At 68.4% G+C, this 17791-nt stretch carries 18 protein-coding genes; 2 read left to right on the top strand and 16 right to left on the bottom strand.

The genetic code is table 11. From position 1 onward, the window contains the following. Window positions 1-13 precede the first annotated feature (13 nt). Entirely contained in the window at window positions 14-1423 is a 1410-nt protein-coding gene (gene mycP, locus DBO33_RS06415) for a type VII secretion-associated serine protease mycosin (protein WP_325050696.1), read from the bottom strand. A 38-nt stretch (window positions 1424-1461) separates the two neighbouring features. Further along, window positions 1462-2883: a type VII secretion integral membrane protein EccD gene (eccD, locus tag DBO33_RS06410; protein ID WP_234390714.1), complete on the bottom strand. Its 1422-nt coding sequence runs from the start codon at window positions 2881-2883 to the stop codon at window positions 1462-1464. Between the two features lie 295 nt (window positions 2884-3178). Here eccD and eccA point away from each other — a divergent pair, with 295 nt between their 5' ends. Then, on the top strand, window positions 3179-5011 hold the full coding sequence (gene eccA, locus DBO33_RS06405) for a type VII secretion AAA-ATPase EccA (protein ID WP_107654196.1): 1833 nt from the start codon (window positions 3179-3181) through the stop codon (window positions 5009-5011). A 70-nt stretch (window positions 5012-5081) separates the two neighbouring features. On the opposite strand, the gene eccB is transcribed toward eccA, so the two are convergent. After that, window positions 5082-6596, bottom strand: a complete 1515-nt coding sequence (gene eccB / locus DBO33_RS06400; protein ID WP_107654195.1) for a type VII secretion protein EccB — start codon at window positions 6594-6596, stop codon at window positions 5082-5084. 128 nt (window positions 6597-6724) lie between these two features. On the opposite strand from eccB, the gene eccE reads away from it, so the two are divergent. Beyond that, window positions 6725-8524, top strand: coding sequence for a type VII secretion protein EccE (gene eccE, locus DBO33_RS06395; RefSeq protein ID WP_234390713.1), 1800 nt, complete (start codon window positions 6725-6727; stop codon window positions 8522-8524). A 63-nt stretch (window positions 8525-8587) separates the two neighbouring features. On the opposite strand, the gene DBO33_RS06390 is transcribed toward eccE, so the two are convergent. From DBO33_RS06390 to DBO33_RS06330, 13 genes are all read right to left on the bottom strand, one after another. Then, window positions 8588-8881, bottom strand: a complete 294-nt coding sequence (locus DBO33_RS06390; protein WP_107654193.1) for a type VII secretion protein EsxR — start codon at window positions 8879-8881, stop codon at window positions 8588-8590. Between the two features lie 49 nt (window positions 8882-8930). Next, window positions 8931-9227: a WXG100 family type VII secretion target gene (locus DBO33_RS06385; protein ID WP_107654192.1), complete on the bottom strand. Its 297-nt coding sequence runs from the start codon at window positions 9225-9227 to the stop codon at window positions 8931-8933. Between the two features lie 87 nt (window positions 9228-9314). After that, a complete protein-coding gene (locus tag DBO33_RS06380; RefSeq protein ID WP_107654191.1) occupies window positions 9315-10106 on the bottom strand; it encodes an ESX secretion-associated protein EspG in 792 nt (263 codons plus the stop codon). Continuing rightward, window positions 10103-11089, bottom strand: coding sequence for a PPE domain-containing protein (locus DBO33_RS06375; protein WP_107654190.1), 987 nt, complete (start codon window positions 11087-11089; stop codon window positions 10103-10105). Before DBO33_RS06375 ends, DBO33_RS06380 begins: the two co-directional genes overlap by 4 nt. Before the next feature lie 47 nt (window positions 11090-11136). Next, entirely contained in the window at window positions 11137-11481 is a 345-nt protein-coding gene (locus DBO33_RS06370) for a PE domain-containing protein (RefSeq protein ID WP_107654189.1), read from the bottom strand. Window positions 11482-11498: 17 nt separating this feature from the next. After that, entirely contained in the window at window positions 11499-12896 is a 1398-nt protein-coding gene (locus DBO33_RS06365) for a hypothetical protein (protein WP_107654188.1), read from the bottom strand. Continuing rightward, window positions 12893-13210, bottom strand: coding sequence for a type VII secretion target (locus DBO33_RS06360; protein WP_107654187.1), 318 nt, complete (start codon window positions 13208-13210; stop codon window positions 12893-12895). The genes DBO33_RS06365 and DBO33_RS06360 overlap by 4 nt, the downstream gene beginning before the upstream one ends. Window positions 13211-13303: 93 nt before the next feature. After that, window positions 13304-13606: a YbaB/EbfC family nucleoid-associated protein gene (locus DBO33_RS06355; protein WP_107654186.1), complete on the bottom strand. Its 303-nt coding sequence runs from the start codon at window positions 13604-13606 to the stop codon at window positions 13304-13306. A gap of 26 nt (window positions 13607-13632) precedes the next feature. Further along, window positions 13633-13989, bottom strand: a complete 357-nt coding sequence (locus tag DBO33_RS06350; RefSeq protein WP_107654185.1) for a hypothetical protein — start codon at window positions 13987-13989, stop codon at window positions 13633-13635. A gap of 48 nt (window positions 13990-14037) precedes the next feature. Continuing rightward, a complete protein-coding gene (locus DBO33_RS06345) occupies window positions 14038-14841 on the bottom strand; it encodes an ESX secretion-associated protein EspG (RefSeq protein ID WP_234390712.1) in 804 nt (267 codons plus the stop codon). Next, window positions 14841-16532, bottom strand: coding sequence for a hypothetical protein (locus DBO33_RS44400; protein WP_267897876.1), 1692 nt, complete (start codon window positions 16530-16532; stop codon window positions 14841-14843). Before DBO33_RS44400 ends, DBO33_RS06345 begins: the two co-directional genes overlap by 1 nt. Before the next feature lie 438 nt (window positions 16533-16970). After that, window positions 16971-17237, bottom strand: a complete 267-nt coding sequence (locus DBO33_RS06335) for a hypothetical protein (RefSeq protein WP_107654183.1) — start codon at window positions 17235-17237, stop codon at window positions 16971-16973. A 15-nt stretch (window positions 17238-17252) separates the two neighbouring features. Beyond that, on the bottom strand, window positions 17253-17738 hold the full coding sequence (locus tag DBO33_RS06330; RefSeq protein ID WP_159080132.1) for a hypothetical protein: 486 nt from the start codon (window positions 17736-17738) through the stop codon (window positions 17253-17255). Window positions 17739-17791 lie beyond the last annotated feature (53 nt).

The following is a 17791-nucleotide window of genomic DNA, read 5'->3' as shown; positions in this document are numbered from 1 at the left end:
GCGGAGCCTGCCGCTAGGGGTCGTATTCGGCGTCGATCTCCCTGCGTCTGCGGCGGAACGGAATCGCCACCGCGATACCGATGGCCAGGGCGGTCAGGCAGGTCAGTGAGCCGATCACCGCGATCCGGCGCGGCCGAGGGTCGGGACCGGGCGGGATGACCGGCGCGGCGATCACCCGCCCGACATCGGCTCCCGCGCTCACCGGACGATCGGGCAGCTGCGCGGTCAGCGCGGCGAGCGGGTCGATCAGGCCCGCGCCGATCGCGTCGTCGTGGCCGGTGCCCGGCGCCTGTGCGGTGCGCACGATGCGGTCGATCACCTGCTGGGCATCGAGATGCGGGAATCGCGAGCGCACCAGGGCAGCCAGCCCGGCGACGTACGGCGCCGCGAAACTGGTGCCGTCCACCGGACGGATGCCCTCGGTGGTCTGCACGCCGTTGACCAGGCCGACACCGCCCGGTTTGCTGTCCAGCGACACGATATTGCGGCCGATCGCGCTGACCCCGATCCACGGTCCGTGCAGCGACAGGTCCGACGGCTTACCGTCGGCGTCCACCGAGCCCACCGCGAGCACATACGGCGAGAACCAGGCCGGGCTGGCGACGGTGGTGACCGCGCCCCATCCGGTGCCCTCGTTCTGGTTCTTGCACGGACCATCCGACTCGACGTTGCCCGCGGCGGCCACCACGACCACATTGCGGTCGTAGGCGTATTTCACCGCGGCACCGAGCGAAGAGTCGGCGGTATCGGAACCGGCTGGGCTGCAGGCCACTTCGGAGATGTTGATGACGGTGGCGCCGAGGTCGACCGCGCGCACCACGGCCGCCGCCAGGGTGAGCACGCTGCCGTAGCCGTCGGCGCGGATGGCGCCGGGCGCCCGGTCACCCGCGCGGTCCTTCTTCTCGTAGGCGAGGCTCAACTGCCGGATGGTGAGGATCTCGGCCTCGGGCGCCACCCCGGCGAACGCGTCGCCCGGACTCGGCTGGGCCGCGATGATGCCGGCCACCAGCGTGCCGTGCCCGTCGCAGTCGACGCTGCCGTCGGTGTCGGAGACATAGTCGCCGCCGGTCTGCAGGAACGGCAGTCGCGGATGCCGGTTCACTCCGGTATCGATCACCGCGACCTTCTGCCCGGCGCCCCTGCTGAACTGCCAGGCCGAGGGCAACTCGAGCACCCGCTGCGCGATCGGCGGCTCGTTCGGCGGGGGGCCGGTGAGCGCGGGCTCGGCGCACAGGTCGCGCTGCTCGGTCGGCTCCAACGGCGCGGGACGACCGCTCAGCGCCTGGGCGATGGCGAGCGCACCCGGATCGATGACGGGCCGCGAGATCGCGGAGGCGGGCGGCGCTGGCGCACCCACCAGGCCGATCACCGCGGCGACGCAGGCCATCCGCAACAGGCTGCGACGGAAGGCGCTAGGTCTCATCGCTCGCTGCGCTCACGAGGTCTCATGGCTGCCTGCGCTCATATGTTCCTGGCCATCGAGTAGACGTTCATGATCCAGAGCACCAACGGGATGAGCGCGATGATCAGCAGGTATTCGAAGATTTCGATCATCCGCCTGGTCACCGGGGTGACCTCGATGTGCGGTCCGATCACGCCGAAGCCGACGGTGCCCGCCGCGAAGGCGACCAGCAGGCCGACGCCGAACATCTCGAACTCCGTGTCGCCCATGGCCGTACCGAGGATCAGCGCCACGAAGATGACGATGCCGCCTGCGATCAGCGTCGCGGCCTGGGTGAGGTCGGCGAACGATCGGCCGCGCAGGCACAGGATGATTCCGGTGACGACGGCCAGCGTGAGGCCCTGCCAGCGGGCGGCGCCCAGCGGGTCGGCCGCGCCGAACGCGCCGATCACCGCGCTCAACGTGCACGCGATGATCAAGCCGGATTGGTACTGGTTGGCCGCGCGTGCCCGCTCGCCGAGGCCGGCCGCCGAGGGCAGTGCGGTGGCGCCGATCGCGCCGATGCCCTCGATGGTCGGGCGCTGTTCGTGATCGGCCGGGTCGATCGCCGCACCCGCGGTGGGCACCGGCGGGATCGGCAGCCGGGCCAGGCCCGCGGCCAAACGCGGCACCATCGACAGCATCGCGACGCCGACGACCACCAGGGCGGCGGACAACTTCGGCAGGCCCGGATGCCAGATGAGATACACCGCGGCGGAGATACCGCCGATCACGCTGGCCGCGGCGGCAGCCGAGAACAGGGTGGCGCCGCTACCGATGAGCCGATAGCCGAGCACGGCGGCCACCAGCGTCACCGAACAGGCGAGCAGCAGATGCGCGCTGCCGAGCGCGCCGGGCACGAAAAGCGCGGCACCGCCGAACAAGAGCAGCAGACCGTCCAGTGACAGCCAGGTGGCGGTCGTCGGGTCCAGATACTTGCGGGCGGCGAAGCCGGCGGCGACGAAGGCGCCGATACCGGCGGCCGACAATACGAATGCGGGGGCGAGCGGATCACCGTGCCCGCGCGAAATCACCAGCAGCGTCAGCGCGGTGAGCACCGTCAGCACCGAGGTGACCAGGCCCATCCAGCGCGCGGAGTTACCGGTCCAGCTGCGGAATTCCTCGGTGGTGAGCCGGGAGACCGCGTCGATCACGTCGTCGAAGAGCGCAGGCGCTTCCTTCGCGGTGACCGAGCGGAGCACGAGCAGTTCGCCGTCGTGCACGTCGGCGTCGTTGAGCGTGCGGCTCGGCGCGAAGGCCTCTTGACCGATGCGCGCCAGGGTCCAGTGCTGGGCCTGCAGCGGCACCGAGTCGTCTTCGGCGTCGACCTGTTCGGGATTGCGCGACTCGATCAACGCCACCAGGTCGCCGATGAAGCTGGCGATCGGCACGGTTGCGGGCAGCCCGACATCGAGCTGAGTATTGCCGCCGATGACGGACACTCGACTCAGCTCCGGCTCAGCGGCACGTGTGCCACTGGTTGGTGACTCGATCAACGACCCCGGACCCCCGGCCTCTCCACTGGCGATTGTTCACGCCCCAATTGCACTGCATGGAACGTCTTCTGAGCGAACGACTCAGACACAGTCAGACTCTCATGTAGACAACACTTGCGTTGCAACCTCCCGGCAGCTGAACCTAATGTAACGGACAGACCAGGCACTGCGCGATCGGTAGTCTGGGGGGCATAAAGAACTTATCCGCTACTACGAACGAAGACTTCGGGGTCCGACAGCCATGACCGGCAATCGCCAAGCACAACGCGCCTTCGACGCCGGAATTCTGTCGCTCGGACTGTCCATCGAAGGGCAGGAATCCGCGCGCGACCTCGAGTACGCGAAGCTGGCCTTCCAGCGCGCCACCGAGTGGGACCCCACCATGTGCGACGCGTGGCTCGGCCGCGCGGCCGCCGGTGAGCTCACCAAGGACGTCTTGTTCAACATGCACAAGACCAGCACCAGCACGCTGTACCGGGAGCAGCGCAGGCTCGGACTGCGGCCGCGTGAGCTCGCGGGCCGGTTCCTGCCCGGCCTCTACATCGACTACCCGCTGGCCAGCTACACCGAGATCTGGCTCGCCTGGGCCGCGCAACTCATCACGGACAAGGAGTACGACGAGGCCGAGCGGGTGCTCAACGACCTCGACGCGCACCGCAGGTCCCAGCTGAGCGACCCGGATCGCGAGATCGACAACCGCATCTGCGCCTACGTGCGCGGCGTGCTGCACTACAACACCCAGCGCTGGCCCGATGTGATGACGGTGCTGGCCGGGTCGGCCGAGTGGGACGACCCGTATCTCGCGGCCGGTGCGAACGTCATGGTCGGCACCGCGTGCGCACAGCTCGGCTTGTTCGGCGAGGCGATCCGCCGGATGGAACAGGCCGAGGCGGGCCCGATCCCGGCGGCCCGGTCCACCGCCATGTTCTGCCGCGGCCTGTGCCTGCGCGAATCCGGCAACGAAGAAGTAGCGCAGGGCCTGTTCGAGAAGGTGTACTCGCAGGCGCCGGATTTCGAGGCGAACACCACCGCGATGCGCGACCGCACCTACCGGATCAGCGTCACCTCCCGGGAAACGATCGACGCCCGCACCGACAAGTGGGATCCGGCCTCCGCGCCGTCGATGAAGCAGCTAGAGCAGGCCGAGACCGAGGACCGGGCCAAGAAGATCCTGGCCGAGGCCCGCGCCGAACTGGACTCCCAGATCGGTTTGACCTCGGTGAAAACCCAGGTGGCCAAGCTGCAGTCGAGCGCGCAGATGGCGAAGATCCGGGCGGAGAAGGGCCTGGCCGCCGGGGCGCGCGGTCAGCACCTGGCCTTCACCGGCCCGCCCGGCACCGGTAAGACCACCATCGCCCGCGTGGTCGCCAAGATCTATTGCGGCGTCGGCATCTTGAAGACCGACAAGGTGGTCGAGGCCAAGCGCGTCGACTTCGTCGCCCAGCACCTCGGCGGCACCGCGGTGAAGTCCGAGGCGCTGATCGACAGCGCGATGGACGGCGTGCTGTTCATCGACGAGGCCTACACCCTGATCCAGACCGGCCTGCAAGGCGGCGACTCGTTCGGCCGTGAGGCCGTCGATACCCTGCTCGCCCGGATGGAGAACGACCGCGACCGGCTGGTGGTGATCATCGCCGGATACGACGGCGAGATCGATCGCCTGCTCGCCGCCAACGACGGTCTGGCATCACGATTCTCCAAGCGGGTGCAGTTCCCGTCCTACACTCCCGACGAGCTCGGCGAGATCGGTAAGGTGATCGCGCACAAGCGGGACTCAGAGCTGTCCGACGAGGCGCACGAGCTGCTCGTCAAGGCCTGCACCCAGCTCTACTCGATGCAGAGCACCGACCAGAGCGGTCAGCCGCGCCGCGGCGTCGACCTCGCGGGTAACGGCCGGTTCATCCGCAACGTCATCGAGGCCGCCGAGGAAGAGCGCGAGTTCCGCCTGGCCAACGATGAGACGCTGGACCTGGCGAATATCGACGAGTCGATGCTGATGCGCATCGAGGCGCCCGATATGCACACCGCGCTCACCGGCATTCTCGCCTCGCTGAACGTCGGCTTCACCGGCTGAACCGCGGGCAAGGCGCCGAGCGCCGTACGGGCGCCCGATGAGCTGAGCGCTGGCCCTGCTGCCCCGCAGACTATTGCGGCGGCTCCAGCGGCAGCTGATCGCGTGCCGTGAGCGCCTCTTTCGCGGACAGGTTCGCGCCGGGCACCATCTGGCCGATGATCGCCCAGGGCGCGAGGCGCGGGGTGTCCCCCAGGCCGAGCACGCCTGCGGTCTCCATATCCGGAACGCCGTAGCGGACACCGTTGTCGGCGACGTAGAACAGGCTGCCGCGCCGCGGGCTGCCGGGGCCCATGCCGGTCACCTGAACGAACTCGCCACTGCCCGGCGGGACGTACACCGCGTCCACCCGGTCGCCGGTTCCGTCGGAGGTGGCCAGCGCGACAGTCTTCGCCTTTTCCGCGATCGGCACGCGCACGCCGGCCAGCAGGGTGATCGAGGCGCGTTCGGCCGGGCCGTCACCGGCGTCGGCCTTGCGGTTCGCCGGGGCGGTGCCGGGCGTCTTGGACCACGCCACACAGGCCACGGGAGCGTCTTCGGCGTTCAGGATCTTCGGGGTCTCGACCGGAAAGTCGTTGACCGGCAACACATGTACCACCGGCACCCGATCGAGCACGTCCGGCGGCATGGTCGGGATCTCGCTCATCCCGTGCGAGTCGGCGAACCGGATCACCTGCGCGGTGAACGGGCTCACCGGCTGCAGCCCGTCGGCGAGCACCGCGTACAGCTGCGGCTTGCCGTCGCCGACGTCGCGCACCGAAATGACGCCGCCCACCGGGATTTTCGACAACGGGCCCGGCCCGGGCTGGCCTGCCTGCGGGATCTGCGGCGCCGCGAGCGCGGGGACTTCCGTTGTGGCGCCGAGCATTCCGGTGCCGATCGGGCGCGGGCGGTGCATTGTCAGGTTCAGCGCGCGGATCAGCACCGAGTTGGCGGGGTCGACCTCGGCCCGCCTGCCGTCGTAGACCAGGTAGGTCTTGTCGCTGCGCTTCACCAGCAGCGCCTCGTCCTTGGTGACCGTGCGGATCCGATCGCCGAGGGCGGGGCGGCCCGCGATGACGGTGGTGGTGCCGCCGGTGGCCGAGGCCGCGCTGCCGCCCTGCGACAGCGGGATCGTCTCGCACAGCGACCATTCCGAGCGGGAGCCCTGCGAGGACCCGGGCAGGGCGCTCGGCGCGCCGGGGATGCCGACCATCGGGCCGCGCGGCATGCTGTTGAGCTTGCTGTCCTTCACGCCGTGCGGCTCGGCATTGCTGCCGGTGATCAGCCGGGCGGAGGCGAGGTTCAGGACGGGGTGCAGCGTCTTGTTGCCGTTGTCGGACTCCACCACCACGTACAGCGCGCCGCTCTGCTTACCCGACACGATCAGCGCGTCACCGATGGCGCCCTGTGGCCGCAGGAAGCTCAGAATGGCCGCACCGGCGATAATGAGTATGCCCAGCACCGCGCCGACCCACAGCGAGCGCACCTGGGACCGCATCGGGTCGTGCAGCATCCGCACATCGCGCCGTACCAGCGCGTGATCCAGGCGGCGCAACAGGAATCGGTACCCGTTGACCTGGGCTCGGGTAGTCAGCTGTGCCGGCACAAGGTCTCCATCGAACTGTCGAGAACCATCTTCATCGACACGGTACCGTAATTCCAGGACGGCCCTGAACCGATGAATTCATGGCTTATCGGCGGTGGCCGAACAGGTGGCAGACAGGGACTTACGCGGTGACGACAAGTGTGAACGAGACCAGGCCCGCCGGGGCGACCGAAGCGGAAGGCACCGGTACCTCCACGCCGGATGCCGTCCGGCCCTCGGCCTATGACACCCTGCGTGACCCCGAGTTCTGGCTCTTCCGTATCTATCCGCTGCGGGTGCTCGTTCCGGTGGTGGTGCTGGCCGCGACGCTGGCCTGGATCATCCTCGCCACCACGGCGTCGCTGTGGGGCGCGATCGGCGCCGGCGCCGCGCTCGCGGTGCTGCTGCTGATCCCGATGCGGGGCCGCACCCCGGCGGCGCGCATCGGCGGCGCGCTGGCCAGGCGGCGCAGCGGGCTGCGCCCCGCCGACCAGCTGGCCCAGGCGCCCGCCTTCGATGTGCCGTTCAGCGAGGGCGGCGGTTACGGGGTGCGCTGGGACGGCGAGCTGCTGCTCACCATGCTGCGCATCGACCCGCCGCCGGACGCGCTGACGCTGCTTCGCCGCGGTTCGCTCAGCACCGACCAGCTGCTGCCGCTCACCGAGATCGCCCGCTGCCTCGATCAATTCGATCTGACGCTGGCCGGGGTCGACATCGTGAGCACGGGCGCGCGCACGGCGGGCACCGGCATCATCTCGCACCTGTACGACCGCATTCTCGGCCCGCTGCCCGCCATTGCGCACCGCACCCTCTGGCTGGTGCTGCGGCTGGACCCGCTGGCCAACGCCGAGGCGGTGGAGAAGCGCGGAGGCGGCAGCACCGGCGCTCTGCGCACCGCGATGATCGCGACCCGCCGGGTGGCGAACCGGCTGGCCGCCCACGACATCGCCACCTCGGTGCTCACCGCCGCCGAAATGAACAGCGCCGTCCGCGAACTCACGCACGGTTTCGAGCTCGATCAGCTCACCGAATCGCCCGGCTCACTGGAGTACCAGGGCCGCTACCTCACCCACTATCAAATCGGCGCGGACATGGTCGGCCCGCGCGGCCTGGCCGATATCTGGACGGTGCAGAGCCTGTCCACCACGGTGACGCTGCGGCTGCGGCCCGGCGCGCACCGGCACGACACGCGCGCCGACCATGTGGGCACCGTGGTGCTCAATGCCGTGGTCCGGTTCGACACCACCTTCGAGCCGGAGGAGCCGCCGCTGCCCGGCCTGCGTGAGCTGCCGGGCAACCAGCTGCGAGTCCTGTTGGACACCTTGCCGATCGGGGCGGCGGGCCGCTGGGGCTCGGACGCCGGGTACCGCGGCACCATCGCCGCGCTCACCGACATCGCGGTGCCGACGGCCGGCTGCGGACAGCTGATCGGCGCCGACGAACTCGGCCAGGGCATCGCGGTGCCGCTGGTCGGCGAGGGCACCCGGCACCTGGAGGTGATCGGCAACCTGGATCTGGCCCAGCAGGTGATCCTGCGGGCGACCGCGCTCGGCGCGCACGCCATCGTGCACACCGCGCGGCCCGACGCTTGGCACACCATGGTGACCAATCTCGATGCACCGCAGGTGATCTCGATCGCGCCACGGTCCGCGGGCGCCAGCTATCACGCGCCCGCCGCGCCGCCTTTGCCCGCCGCGCCCTACCCGAGCACCACGGTCGTCGTCTTCGACGGCATCGCGCCGACCGCGCACGCCGGTGGCGCCACCATCGTGCATGTGCGCACCCCGGACCAGCCGCCGGCACCGATCGATGCGGACGTCACGTTGGTCCAGGATCCGTACGCGCCGAATCGGATCACCGTGCGCACCGCAACGGCGAGCGCGACGGTGTTCATGGTGACCACGCCGGACGAGATGCATTACATCGGCGAATCGCTCGCCGCGCGCTGAGCCGAAAACCGAAACGGCCGACCGGAACTGGGTGTTCCGGTCGGCCGTCAGGTGACGGACATGTCAGAAAGCGGCGAAACCGTCGCCGACCTTGCCATCGGCCTCGAGCGCACGCTGCAGCGCGTTCTCCACCTGGGCGCCGAGGGCGTCCAGCTTCGTCAGCGTGTCCTCGAGCCCCTCGAGGAGCATCTTGTTCTTCGCGTCGAAACCTGCCTTGGCCTCCGCACCCGCCAGGTTGTCGTGGAAGGCGTTGGCGGCCGAGGTGAAGGAGTCGATCTCGCCCTTCATCTTGCCGCCGTAGTTCTGCAGGTCGTCGTACAGCGCGTTCATGGCTACGGGGTCATAAAGAATGGTCATCTGTTAATTCCTTCGAGCGATGGATTGTGAAAGGGGTGGAGCAGACCGATCAGGCCTGGTCCATGGCCTGCAGCTGGCTCTTGCCATCGTTGACGGCCTGGGTGAACAGGTCGAAGCGCTTGTTCAGGTCTTCGGCCTCGTCGTGCCAGTCCTGCGCTACCTGAACGAACTTGGAGGACGCGTCGCCCTTCCAGCCCTTCAGCACATCCTGCGCGGCCTGGTCGATCTCCTTGACCGAGGTGCGGAGGTTGTTGATGGCGGCTTCCAGATCGCCGACGACCCTGTCGATCCCGCCGGCCTCGACACCAACAGCCTTATCCGAGCCACCGAGTGAGGTGAGTGACATTTCTTTGACCTTTCGTCGTATGTGAGGACCGTTCCTAGACAAACGGTCTCGTTGATATCCGAGACAACCGAAGTTGCCACCCGAGTACTACTGAGGCAGCCACCTCCCCCCGGGCAGTCCCTCGATCAACGTGGCGACTGCTTGCGCAACCCGGTGGTCGGTACCTGGCGTGACCGTGGACCAGACCTGCTGATCCGGGGAGACCGTTGGCGCGGCGACGATCCGCCCGCGGGCGGTGTCGTACACGGCGACTGCGCCGGGTGCCCTTCTGGTCACGCCGTCCTCATGGGTGCACGCCACGATTTCGGCGTAGGCGTGCGTTGCGCCGAAGGCGAGCCCCAACTTGGTGGCGTCGCGATCGGGGGCACCCAGGGCATAGAGAGCGTCGGTGAGCTCACTGGCCGTCGCGGCCGAGTCGAGCCGCTCGGCCAGCTCCGTGGCGGGAACGCTGAAATTGGGGATGTCGGCGGCGGGACACGGATCCATGGCGGCGAGCAGCGGTCGCACCAGATCGGTCGCCGAGCCGTCGGTCCACACCTGGCGCACGTCGAAGTCGTCGCCGGAGCGGACGGCGACCGCGTGCGTATGCCCGCGGCGCACCACACAGACTCGGCGCGAACCGTGCTCGGTGTAGATGCGCGCCACCAGTTCCTGCTCCGGCAGCGCCAGCGTGAACAGCGTGACCGCCAGCTCCGCGTCGACTTCACCGTGTGCGTCGATCAGGCCGTCGTCGGTCAGCGTGGCCACCGCGTGTTCCTGCGCCCGCTGCCATTCCTCGTACGAATCCTGCTGCGGCCCCACCGATAAGGCCAACGGCAGGGTCTGCACGCCGATCCGGTCGGCGACGGCGAGTAGCGCGTCGTTGGTCAGCGTGGTCACGGCGCACCGCCGGAGTCGGTCCGAGTCTCGGTGGGCGCCTTGGCCACAGGCTCGGTACCGCCGAGCACCGCTGGGGCGGCTTGGATTTCGCCTTCGAGCCCGATCTGGTCGGCCTCACCGGCCAGGCTGGCCCGCGGGAACCTGTTCGAGTCCTGGGATGCGCCTGCCGCACCCATCGCACCGGGGGCTACCGGCGCGGACTGGCCGGTCGCGCTCGTCGTCCCGACCTGGCTGCGGCGGGCCACCGGCTCGGCGGTCGTGGTGGATTGCGAGTACACCGGCGCGCGGTAGGCGGACAGCTCCCGCGGCGGCAAGGCTGGCATCGCGAACGAGCCGATCGGTACGCCCGCGAAACCCGGCATCGATTTCGGCGCGGCCGCCGCTGCCGCGGCGGCGGACTGCTCGGCGATCCACGCCTGTTCCGGCGCGATCTTCGGCGGTTCCTGATGCTGCCACGGCATCGCCAACGGCTCGGCGGCCGTTTCGTAGCTGCGCATCACCCGCGACGCAACGGCTTTCGCCACGTCTGCTTCCGCTTCGTTGTCCGCGGCGATCGCCCGAATCGGTGCGCCGAGCATCGCGCCCACGTTTTCCACCGCCTGCTGCACCTGCTTGATCTTCTCGATCTCGGCGGTGTTCGGCATGGCCAGTCTGGCCACCTCGTACGCGGTGACCTGTGCCTGCAGGCGCGCGGCGTTCGAGCTGGCGGTCGCGGCCGCGTCCACCAGCCACTGGCGCAGGGTGGACACCTTCTCCATGACCTCGCCGCTACGCCCGGACTGCCATGCGCCGCGCAGCGCAGCAAGGACCTGCTCGTATTCGAGCACCGCCGCACCGAAAACCGTGGCGAGCCGCGCCCATTCGGCGGCTGCCTCAGCCATCGGCAAGGAGCCCGGTCCGGTGGTGAGATCCTGCGCGAGCCGCTCCGGCGGCCGAGCCTCCCACACCACGCCGGTGAACCCAGGCTTCGGTGGTTCGATCATTGCTGCGCTGTGCCTTTCCAAGACAGGCCTTTCCGATGGACTTCGCCTCAGGCGGACCTGCCGCCCGCGGCGTCGAAGTCCGCGACGCTGTCACTCTCGATCTGGCTGAACTCCTTGGTGTGCATGCGCAACGTGGCAGCCAGCTTTCGCATCTCCTGCACGCTGGCCTGCGCGCTCGCCAGGTACGAGGTGGCAACCTCGTTCCCGGTCTGCGCGGCCCGGCCGGAGACTTCATCGGCCCCAGCAGGCTGGATCGTCAACGCCTCCTCGGCGGCCTGCAGATCCGCGGCCAGTCGATCGGCGAGGACGTCCAGGCCATTCGAGGCCTTCCCCGCCGCGGCAGGGTCGAACTGGACGCTCGCGAATGCGTCCCCTATCCCGTCAGCACCCATGAGATTCTCCTAATCGGTCAGAGCGTGAGTTCTTTGTCCGGCGGCGGTTCCGAAGTGCTGTCGGCCGCGCCGACCACCGGCAACGAGACCCCTTCGATGTGGCCGACCACTTCGTCGCCGTGCTGGCTGGTCACCATCTGGCCGCGCAGCGAATCGCTGGTCGACTCGCCGTCCCTGGCCATCCCGGCCGCACCCGCGGCACCGGCCATCGGCATCATGCCGCCGCTGCCACCGGTAGTGCCGCCGGTCGACATCGACGCGGGCGCAACGGAACTCGACCCGAGACCGCTCAGTCCGCTCATCGAGCCGACCGAGCCGCTCGCGACCCGGGTGCCCTGCCACGGGTTCAACGGAGCGGGCGGCGGTGCGGCCACCGCGCCCGGGCCTGGGCCACCGAAGCCACGCCCGCTCGCACCTGGCGCGCCCATGGCTGCCGCCTTGGCCTTCTCCTCGTCGGAAAGTCCCGCGCCCTCACGGGTTTTCGAGTCGACCGTCTTCGGTGCGCTGAGCGCCGAGCTCGCCTGGGCGAGCTGACCGAGCGACTGCGCGGCCGTGGTCGCGGTGCCGATCAGCGGGGTGACCATGCTCATCAGCTGACTGAGCTGGTCGGCACCGCCGGCACCCGCGACGCCCTTGGGCGCGTTGGTGATCGGGACCTTGGTCCCGGCCTTGGTCATGGTGCCGCTGTGGCCGAGCAGCTCGCCCTTGGTCTTGACGGTGATGCCGATCGCCTCGGCCATCGCCTCGACCGCGGAAGCGGCCAGAAACACCTGTCCCGCAGGGGTTGCGGCATACAGGGGCGACGCGGCGAGGATCGCGGAGAACTTCGCCACCACCGCGGACATCAGCCCGGCGCCGGTGAAGACGCTGCCCGCCGCTTCGGTGAGCACGACCTTCTCTTCCGTGCTCTGGGCTTCCAGCTTGCCCGCGTCCGTCTGGGCCTCGCCTGCCTTCTTCGCCGCCTCCATCGCGGCCATGCCCTGCCAGACCGACATCGCCGTCTGGATCGCGGACGTGCCGACCTGCATGACGGTTTGCATGACGGTCGAGATGCCGGACAACAGCTGGGTCGGGTCGGGCGCAGGCGCGGGCGCCGCCGCGTTCTGCGGCGCGCCGGCGTTCGCGGGAGCGGGCGCCGCCGGTGCGGGCGCACCCAGCTGTCCGCTCCCGAACGCCGCGGCCAGGTCGGTCAACGGCCGCATCAGCGCGGTGAGATCCAGCGGCGGCAGCGGCGGCATCTCCGGCATCTGGATGAACGACGGCATCTCCGGCAGGTTCGGCAGCCCCATGTTGTGCAGGATGTCGTTCACCGGCTGATCGAGCATCGGGGCAAGGGCACTGCCGCGCAACAGATCCAGCACGGTCGGATCCAGTGGCTCCGCCCCCGGCGGTGGGATGGCCCCGGGCGTCGTCATGACTGCGAGCTGACCGATCCGATGGCCGCGCCCGACGCGCTATCGGTGACCTCGTAGGTGCTCGCGGCCTGATGCGCGGTCAGCGCGGTGCCCGCGTGCACCGCGGCCAGTTCGGCCACCGAGCTCAGGTGGTTCGCCTGCGCGAACGCGAACGAGGCGAGGAATTCCTGGCCGATCAGGCCGAACACCGGCACGACCGTGGCGATGGTCGCCGCCTGGTCCACCGCGCCCGCCGAGGCGACCCCCGCGGCCATCGCGGCCGAGGCGGAGCCGTAGGCCCGAACCGCATCCGGAACAACTTCAATGTGATTCATGACTGATGTCCAATCCCGTAACCCCACATGGGGTTTCGACAAACCTTACCTATCGGAGCAACACTTGGCTGGCACGGTGTGCGCATCATCCGGTCACGTCACCGCACTTTCCTCGTTGTACGCCGTGACCAGCTCGGCGCGCTCGGCGAAGGCTCGATATGCCGCCGCCTGCGCGGTGTCGACCAGTGCCTTCTCGAAGTCGGCCGGCGACAGTTTGGCTATCGCCCCGCCGAGGCTCAGCCCGACCAACGCGCCGTTGCCGTCCACCGAGGCGGTGACCGCCCCGTCCGGTGACGTCTCGGTCGCCAGGATCCCGGCGGTCGCGTCGTTGAGGTCGCGCAACCGGTACATCTGCTTCTGCACCCGCGCGAGCAACTCGTCCATCGTCTCGACCATGACTACCTCCCGAATCCCCGTCCCAGTCAGACTGATCGAAGCCAGCTCTGCGGCTCGGTCTCGTACTCCTGCTCTTCGATGATCTCTTGTCTGGCGACTTCCTGCTCGGTGGGCAGGCCGGTCATCGACAACATCTCGGCAGTGAATCCCGCTTCCTTCAGCTGCGCCCGGCGCGCCATCCCGGCCCGATTCGCCGACTGCTTGCACAGTCGCAGGATCTCGGCTGCCAGGGCTTCCGGCGCGCGTCGCAATTGGTCTTGGTCGAGCTTGATGCCCAGCGGCAGACCCTGTTCGGTGGTGCGCACCGCGATAGAGCCGGTGAGTGAGGTCACCGTGAATTCCGTCGGAAACTCCTGCGGCGTATCGCCTTCAGGCGTGCTCATTCCCGTCCCCTCCCCGTAGCTGGGATCGATAACAGCGTCTCACGCATGTCAACCCCTTATTCGCTCGTCTTTGATGGCGCGCACCACTTCGGCGATTCGGGTATTGACCGCTGCGATCAGGCGTTTTCGATCGCTGGCCATCGCCACCGGCGGATTGCCGTCGTCGATCAGGTAACGGCCGTCGTTCTCGAGATCCCGCCATTTCAGCCGATGCCGGGTGGTGCCACGCGGTCCGAATATCGATTGCACTTGGATCACGTCGATGCGTCCGACGCACGGCGCCGGTGTCGCGAGAAAATCGGCGGCGCGATCACGGACCGATCCCTCGAACGAATCGTGCACCACCGAACGGCCGTACCCGTAATCCATATCGTCGCCGTAATCTTGCGTGGCGAGTGCGATGTCCGCGCGCTTACCCGGTTCGGCCTCGGGAAGTGCGTCGATCACCACGTCGGCCAGCTGCACTGCCTCGCATTCGGCGATGGTGAAGCCGGAGCTGTGCTCCACCGTCTCCCCCGGCAACTGGGTGATCAGGAAACCGCGCTCACCGCGGCGGGCCGCGAGCAGCCGGATACTGGCCTTCGCGTTGGTCCAATCCCGGGCGTCCCAGCCGCGTGCTTCGATACGGATATCCGGCTGCCGAATCGCGGCGAGCACCTCGTCGAATCTCGGATCCACCGTGCCGCGCAAGGCATCCCGGGTCCGCGCCCGCTCCTCCATATAGTCGTTCCACATCGGAGTTCTACTGGTAAAACTCAGCGGCCGAGGCAGATACGCGTTTTCCTCGCCGCCCCAGAGCACGGCGAATTCCAGGTCGCTGAACTTCCAGACGCGGCTCATCAAACTCGACATCAATTCTCCACGACGGGTTTGACCACCACCGGAGCCTCGCCGATGGCCTCCTCGAGATGTTCGTTGGAATCCAGGAAGTCGGCGCGCTTGTGCTCTTTCGTCTGTCCCGCCGCGCCGGGTCCGGGGCCGGGGCCCATCGCACCCATGCCGGCGCCGGTCGACGCGAGCCCCGCACGTGCCGCGGTCGCGGCGCCGGTGGTCGTCGCCTCGGCGCGCGGGAACAGCTTGGACGCCTTGTCCAGCTGGCCCAGCTCGGCGGGTTTCGGGGCGCCGCCGGGGCCCGCACCGCTGCCCGCGCCACCACCTTTCGAGCCCGCGGCACCCATGGCCTTCTTCGCTTGCTCTTCCAGGTCCTTCAGGCTCGGGATGCCGGGCAGACCGGCCAAGCCGGCCTGTTGCGCCGCGTTGGCCAGCTGAGAACCCATCTGCTGCGCCGCCTGCGCGACCTGCTGCCCGATCTGCTGGGCAATCTGTTGCGCCTGCTGCGCCGCTTGCTGCGCGGCCTGTTGCGCGGCGCGCTGTTGTTCTTGCCGCTGCTGCTCCTTCGCGCGCTGCTCCTGCTCCAGCCGCGCCCGCTGCATCTGCTCTTCCATCGCCTTGCGCTGCGCTTCGATCTCCTTGCGCTGCTGCTCGGCCTGGGCCTGGAGTTGCTTCTGCTGATCCTTGAGCTGCGACTGGTTTCCCGGCACGCCCGGCGAGCCAGGGGTGCCCTGCTTCTGACCCAATCCCGGGGTAGCACCCGGCGTGCCGGGCGTGCTGTTGCCCGGGCGCGACGGCGGCGGCTCAGCCGGCTTCACGACGGGATCGGGCAGGATCGGAATCGCCGAGTTCGTATAGCCCAAACCTTTGACATACCAACCCGAGAACCCCGGCCGATGCCAGAGGGGGACGCAGTCGCCTTCGTCGTCGGGGCCCATTCCCTCGCGGTCGACGTTCGACCCGCCAGGCATGTATTGGCGTGTCTCGTTCAGCCAACCGGCGGTGAAATTCAGGTTCTGGCTCATCAGGACCAAATTGTCCGCCAGCGAATTCGCCTGGGTGCGGTATTTGTCCGCCGCGGCGAGGGCGCCGGCCATTCCTTTGCCCTCCCACGCCTTTTCGGTCTGCATGCGCGTCAGCCGATTGTTGAGATTGCCGAACGCGTCGCGCAGCTGCTCGCTCATCCACTGGTAGATCGCGGCGTCGGTGACGAGCCCATCGGGCTTGATCGCTTCACCGAACGCTTTGAACCACGCGTCGTCCTTGTTGTCCGGGTTCTCGGGCTCGATCGGGCTCGAGTCCTTTCCGTCCTTCCCGGCGGCGAACTTGGCGAGCTCGGAGTATTCCCCCTTGCCCTTATAACTCCCGTCGAGCTCCTCGAGCTTTCCCATCTGGGTGGGTTTTTCGGTGGTGAAGTCGGGGACCATCGCGTCGGTCGGTCGCGGCGGCGAGCCGGGATTGACGAGCTGCTTGTCCTTCTTGATCTGCGCGAACTTGTCCTTGGAACTCTGATCGGTGTCTTTATAGAGCTTGCCCGCGGCGACGAAGGTGTCGCCCATCGCGTTCAGAATTTCCAAGTAGCGTCCCAGGATTCGATCCAGGTCGCCCGCAGCCTTATTGAACTTCGCCTGCAATGCATAACCCGACTCCAGATTGCCGAAGCCGGTGGGGTTCTGCAGGTCGGGGACGGACTTCTTGACCAGTTCCACCACATGGGCCGCGGTCGCGGCGTAACCCGCCGCTTCGTTGGCCGCGCCCTCGGCGAGGGTCAGCGTGCCATTGTTGGCCTGCTCGGATAGCGCCGGCCACGGGTTGTCGGTTTCGGGCTTGTCTTTATCACCCATGGTTCACGCTCCTGCTAGCTCGAAGTTCCGAACGCGACGACGGCAGGCTTCCCGCCTGCCCTCGGCACCGAACCACGCTCTTGCGCTGGATCCCTCATCCGCTACTGGCCCTCCTCATGGCTGCGCTGCTGAAACCCTGCGCCTCGCACGTCACTAGCGCAGCCAGTACTCACAGCGTGCCAACGATTCTATGAGTACTAGTGTCAGGCCCGCATGTACAGACCCGAATCCTGGTGGCACGCAGGCAGCAAGCACGCGGTGACCAGCAGGTAAACCTCTGGATCGGCCGCTACTACCCGATCTTGGTCACTCGTCATGTTCGAACGCGCGAGCTATTTCGGCCTCCCGCGCCGCCGCGTTGGAGCCATCCAGTTGACCCGCGAAGGCGGCATGCGCGGCGGCGATCAGCTCCTCGGGGATGTTCGGGTAGGCATCGACGATCTCCCACAGCGCGTTGACGGTGCGGAGGTCGAGACCGTTGTCCGAGGAGACTCCGCTGCCACCGCGGACCGCGGCGAGCGCCGTGGCGAAGCTTTGCCACAGTTCATCTTCGGTCGGATGGTCCAAGCGCATGATTCCTCCTCACGATCAGTTGAAGACACCGACACATTGTCGCGGGTCGGCCAATATGTCACGGATCAGCAGGCCGAAGTCGGTACCGCCGCCATTGATCGGATAGGGGAAGTCGACGATGAGTTCCCCCTCGACGCGCACCAGGAACCGGGCCTGTTGTGGACCCAGTTGCGCCCAGGCGACGTCGACGGCCGGGGCATCGAGGTCGAACTCGTTGGGGCCCAGGCGCAATGTCAGACGGCCCGCCTTGCGGTAGAACACGGCCAGAACCTCGCCGAAGTAGCCCAGGACGCCGCCCACCGGGCCGGCGGCTCCTGCTGCGGCGCGCAAGGATCCTGTTTCCGGATCGAAGGTCGCCAGGCGGCCGCCGTCGAGTGGCTGGATGACGATTTGGGTACTGCGCACCGGGTTCTCATCGGGCCAGCGGCGACGCTCGCCCTCGCGCCCGCCCGTGCCGCCCGCTGACGGGCCCGCCATCGGCGGCATCATCGGCGGGGCCATCGGGGGCAGCATCGGCTGCTGCTCCGGGTCGCCGGTGGGAGAACCGTTGGCCT

It is taken from the genome of Nocardia suismassiliense, assembly GCF_900269665.1.
GTDB lineage: Bacteria > Actinomycetota > Actinomycetes > Mycobacteriales > Mycobacteriaceae > Nocardia > Nocardia suismassiliense.
Note: the sequence above shows the minus strand (reverse complement) of the source record. Positions and strands in the feature narration are given on the sequence as shown.

Coding starts and splice junctions, on each gene's coding strand:
- DBO33_RS06335 (WP_107654183.1), bottom strand. CDS start 17,237: ATGCGCTTGGACCATCCGACCGAAGATGAACTGTGGCAAAGCTTCGCC.
- DBO33_RS06385 (WP_107654192.1), bottom strand. CDS start 9,227: ATGTCACTCACCTCACTCGGTGGCTCGGATAAGGCTGTTGGTGTCGAG.
- DBO33_RS06345 (WP_234390712.1), bottom strand. CDS start 14,841: ATGTCGAGTTTGATGAGCCGCGTCTGGAAGTTCAGCGACCTGGAATTC.
- DBO33_RS06365 (WP_107654188.1), bottom strand. CDS start 12,896: ATGACGACGCCCGGGGCCATCCCACCGCCGGGGGCGGAGCCACTGGAT.
- DBO33_RS06370 (WP_107654189.1), bottom strand. CDS start 11,481: ATGGGTGCTGACGGGATAGGGGACGCATTCGCGAGCGTCCAGTTCGAC.
- DBO33_RS06390 (WP_107654193.1), bottom strand. CDS start 8,881: ATGACCATTCTTTATGACCCCGTAGCCATGAACGCGCTGTACGACGAC.
- DBO33_RS06355 (WP_107654186.1), bottom strand. CDS start 13,606: ATGGTCGAGACGATGGACGAGTTGCTCGCGCGGGTGCAGAAGCAGATG.
- DBO33_RS06360 (WP_107654187.1), bottom strand. CDS start 13,210: ATGAATCACATTGAAGTTGTTCCGGATGCGGTTCGGGCCTACGGCTCC.
- mycP (WP_325050696.1), bottom strand. CDS start 1,423: ATGAGACCTAGCGCCTTCCGTCGCAGCCTGTTGCGGATGGCCTGCGTC.
- DBO33_RS06350 (WP_107654185.1), bottom strand. CDS start 13,989: ATGAGCACGCCTGAAGGCGATACGCCGCAGGAGTTTCCGACGGAATTC.
- eccA (WP_107654196.1), top strand. CDS start 3,179: ATGACCGGCAATCGCCAAGCACAACGCGCCTTCGACGCCGGAATTCTG.
- DBO33_RS06330 (WP_159080132.1), bottom strand. CDS start 17,738: ATGGCCCCGCCGATGATGCCGCCGATGGCGGGCCCGTCAGCGGGCGGC.
- DBO33_RS06375 (WP_107654190.1), bottom strand. CDS start 11,089: ATGATCGAACCACCGAAGCCTGGGTTCACCGGCGTGGTGTGGGAGGCT.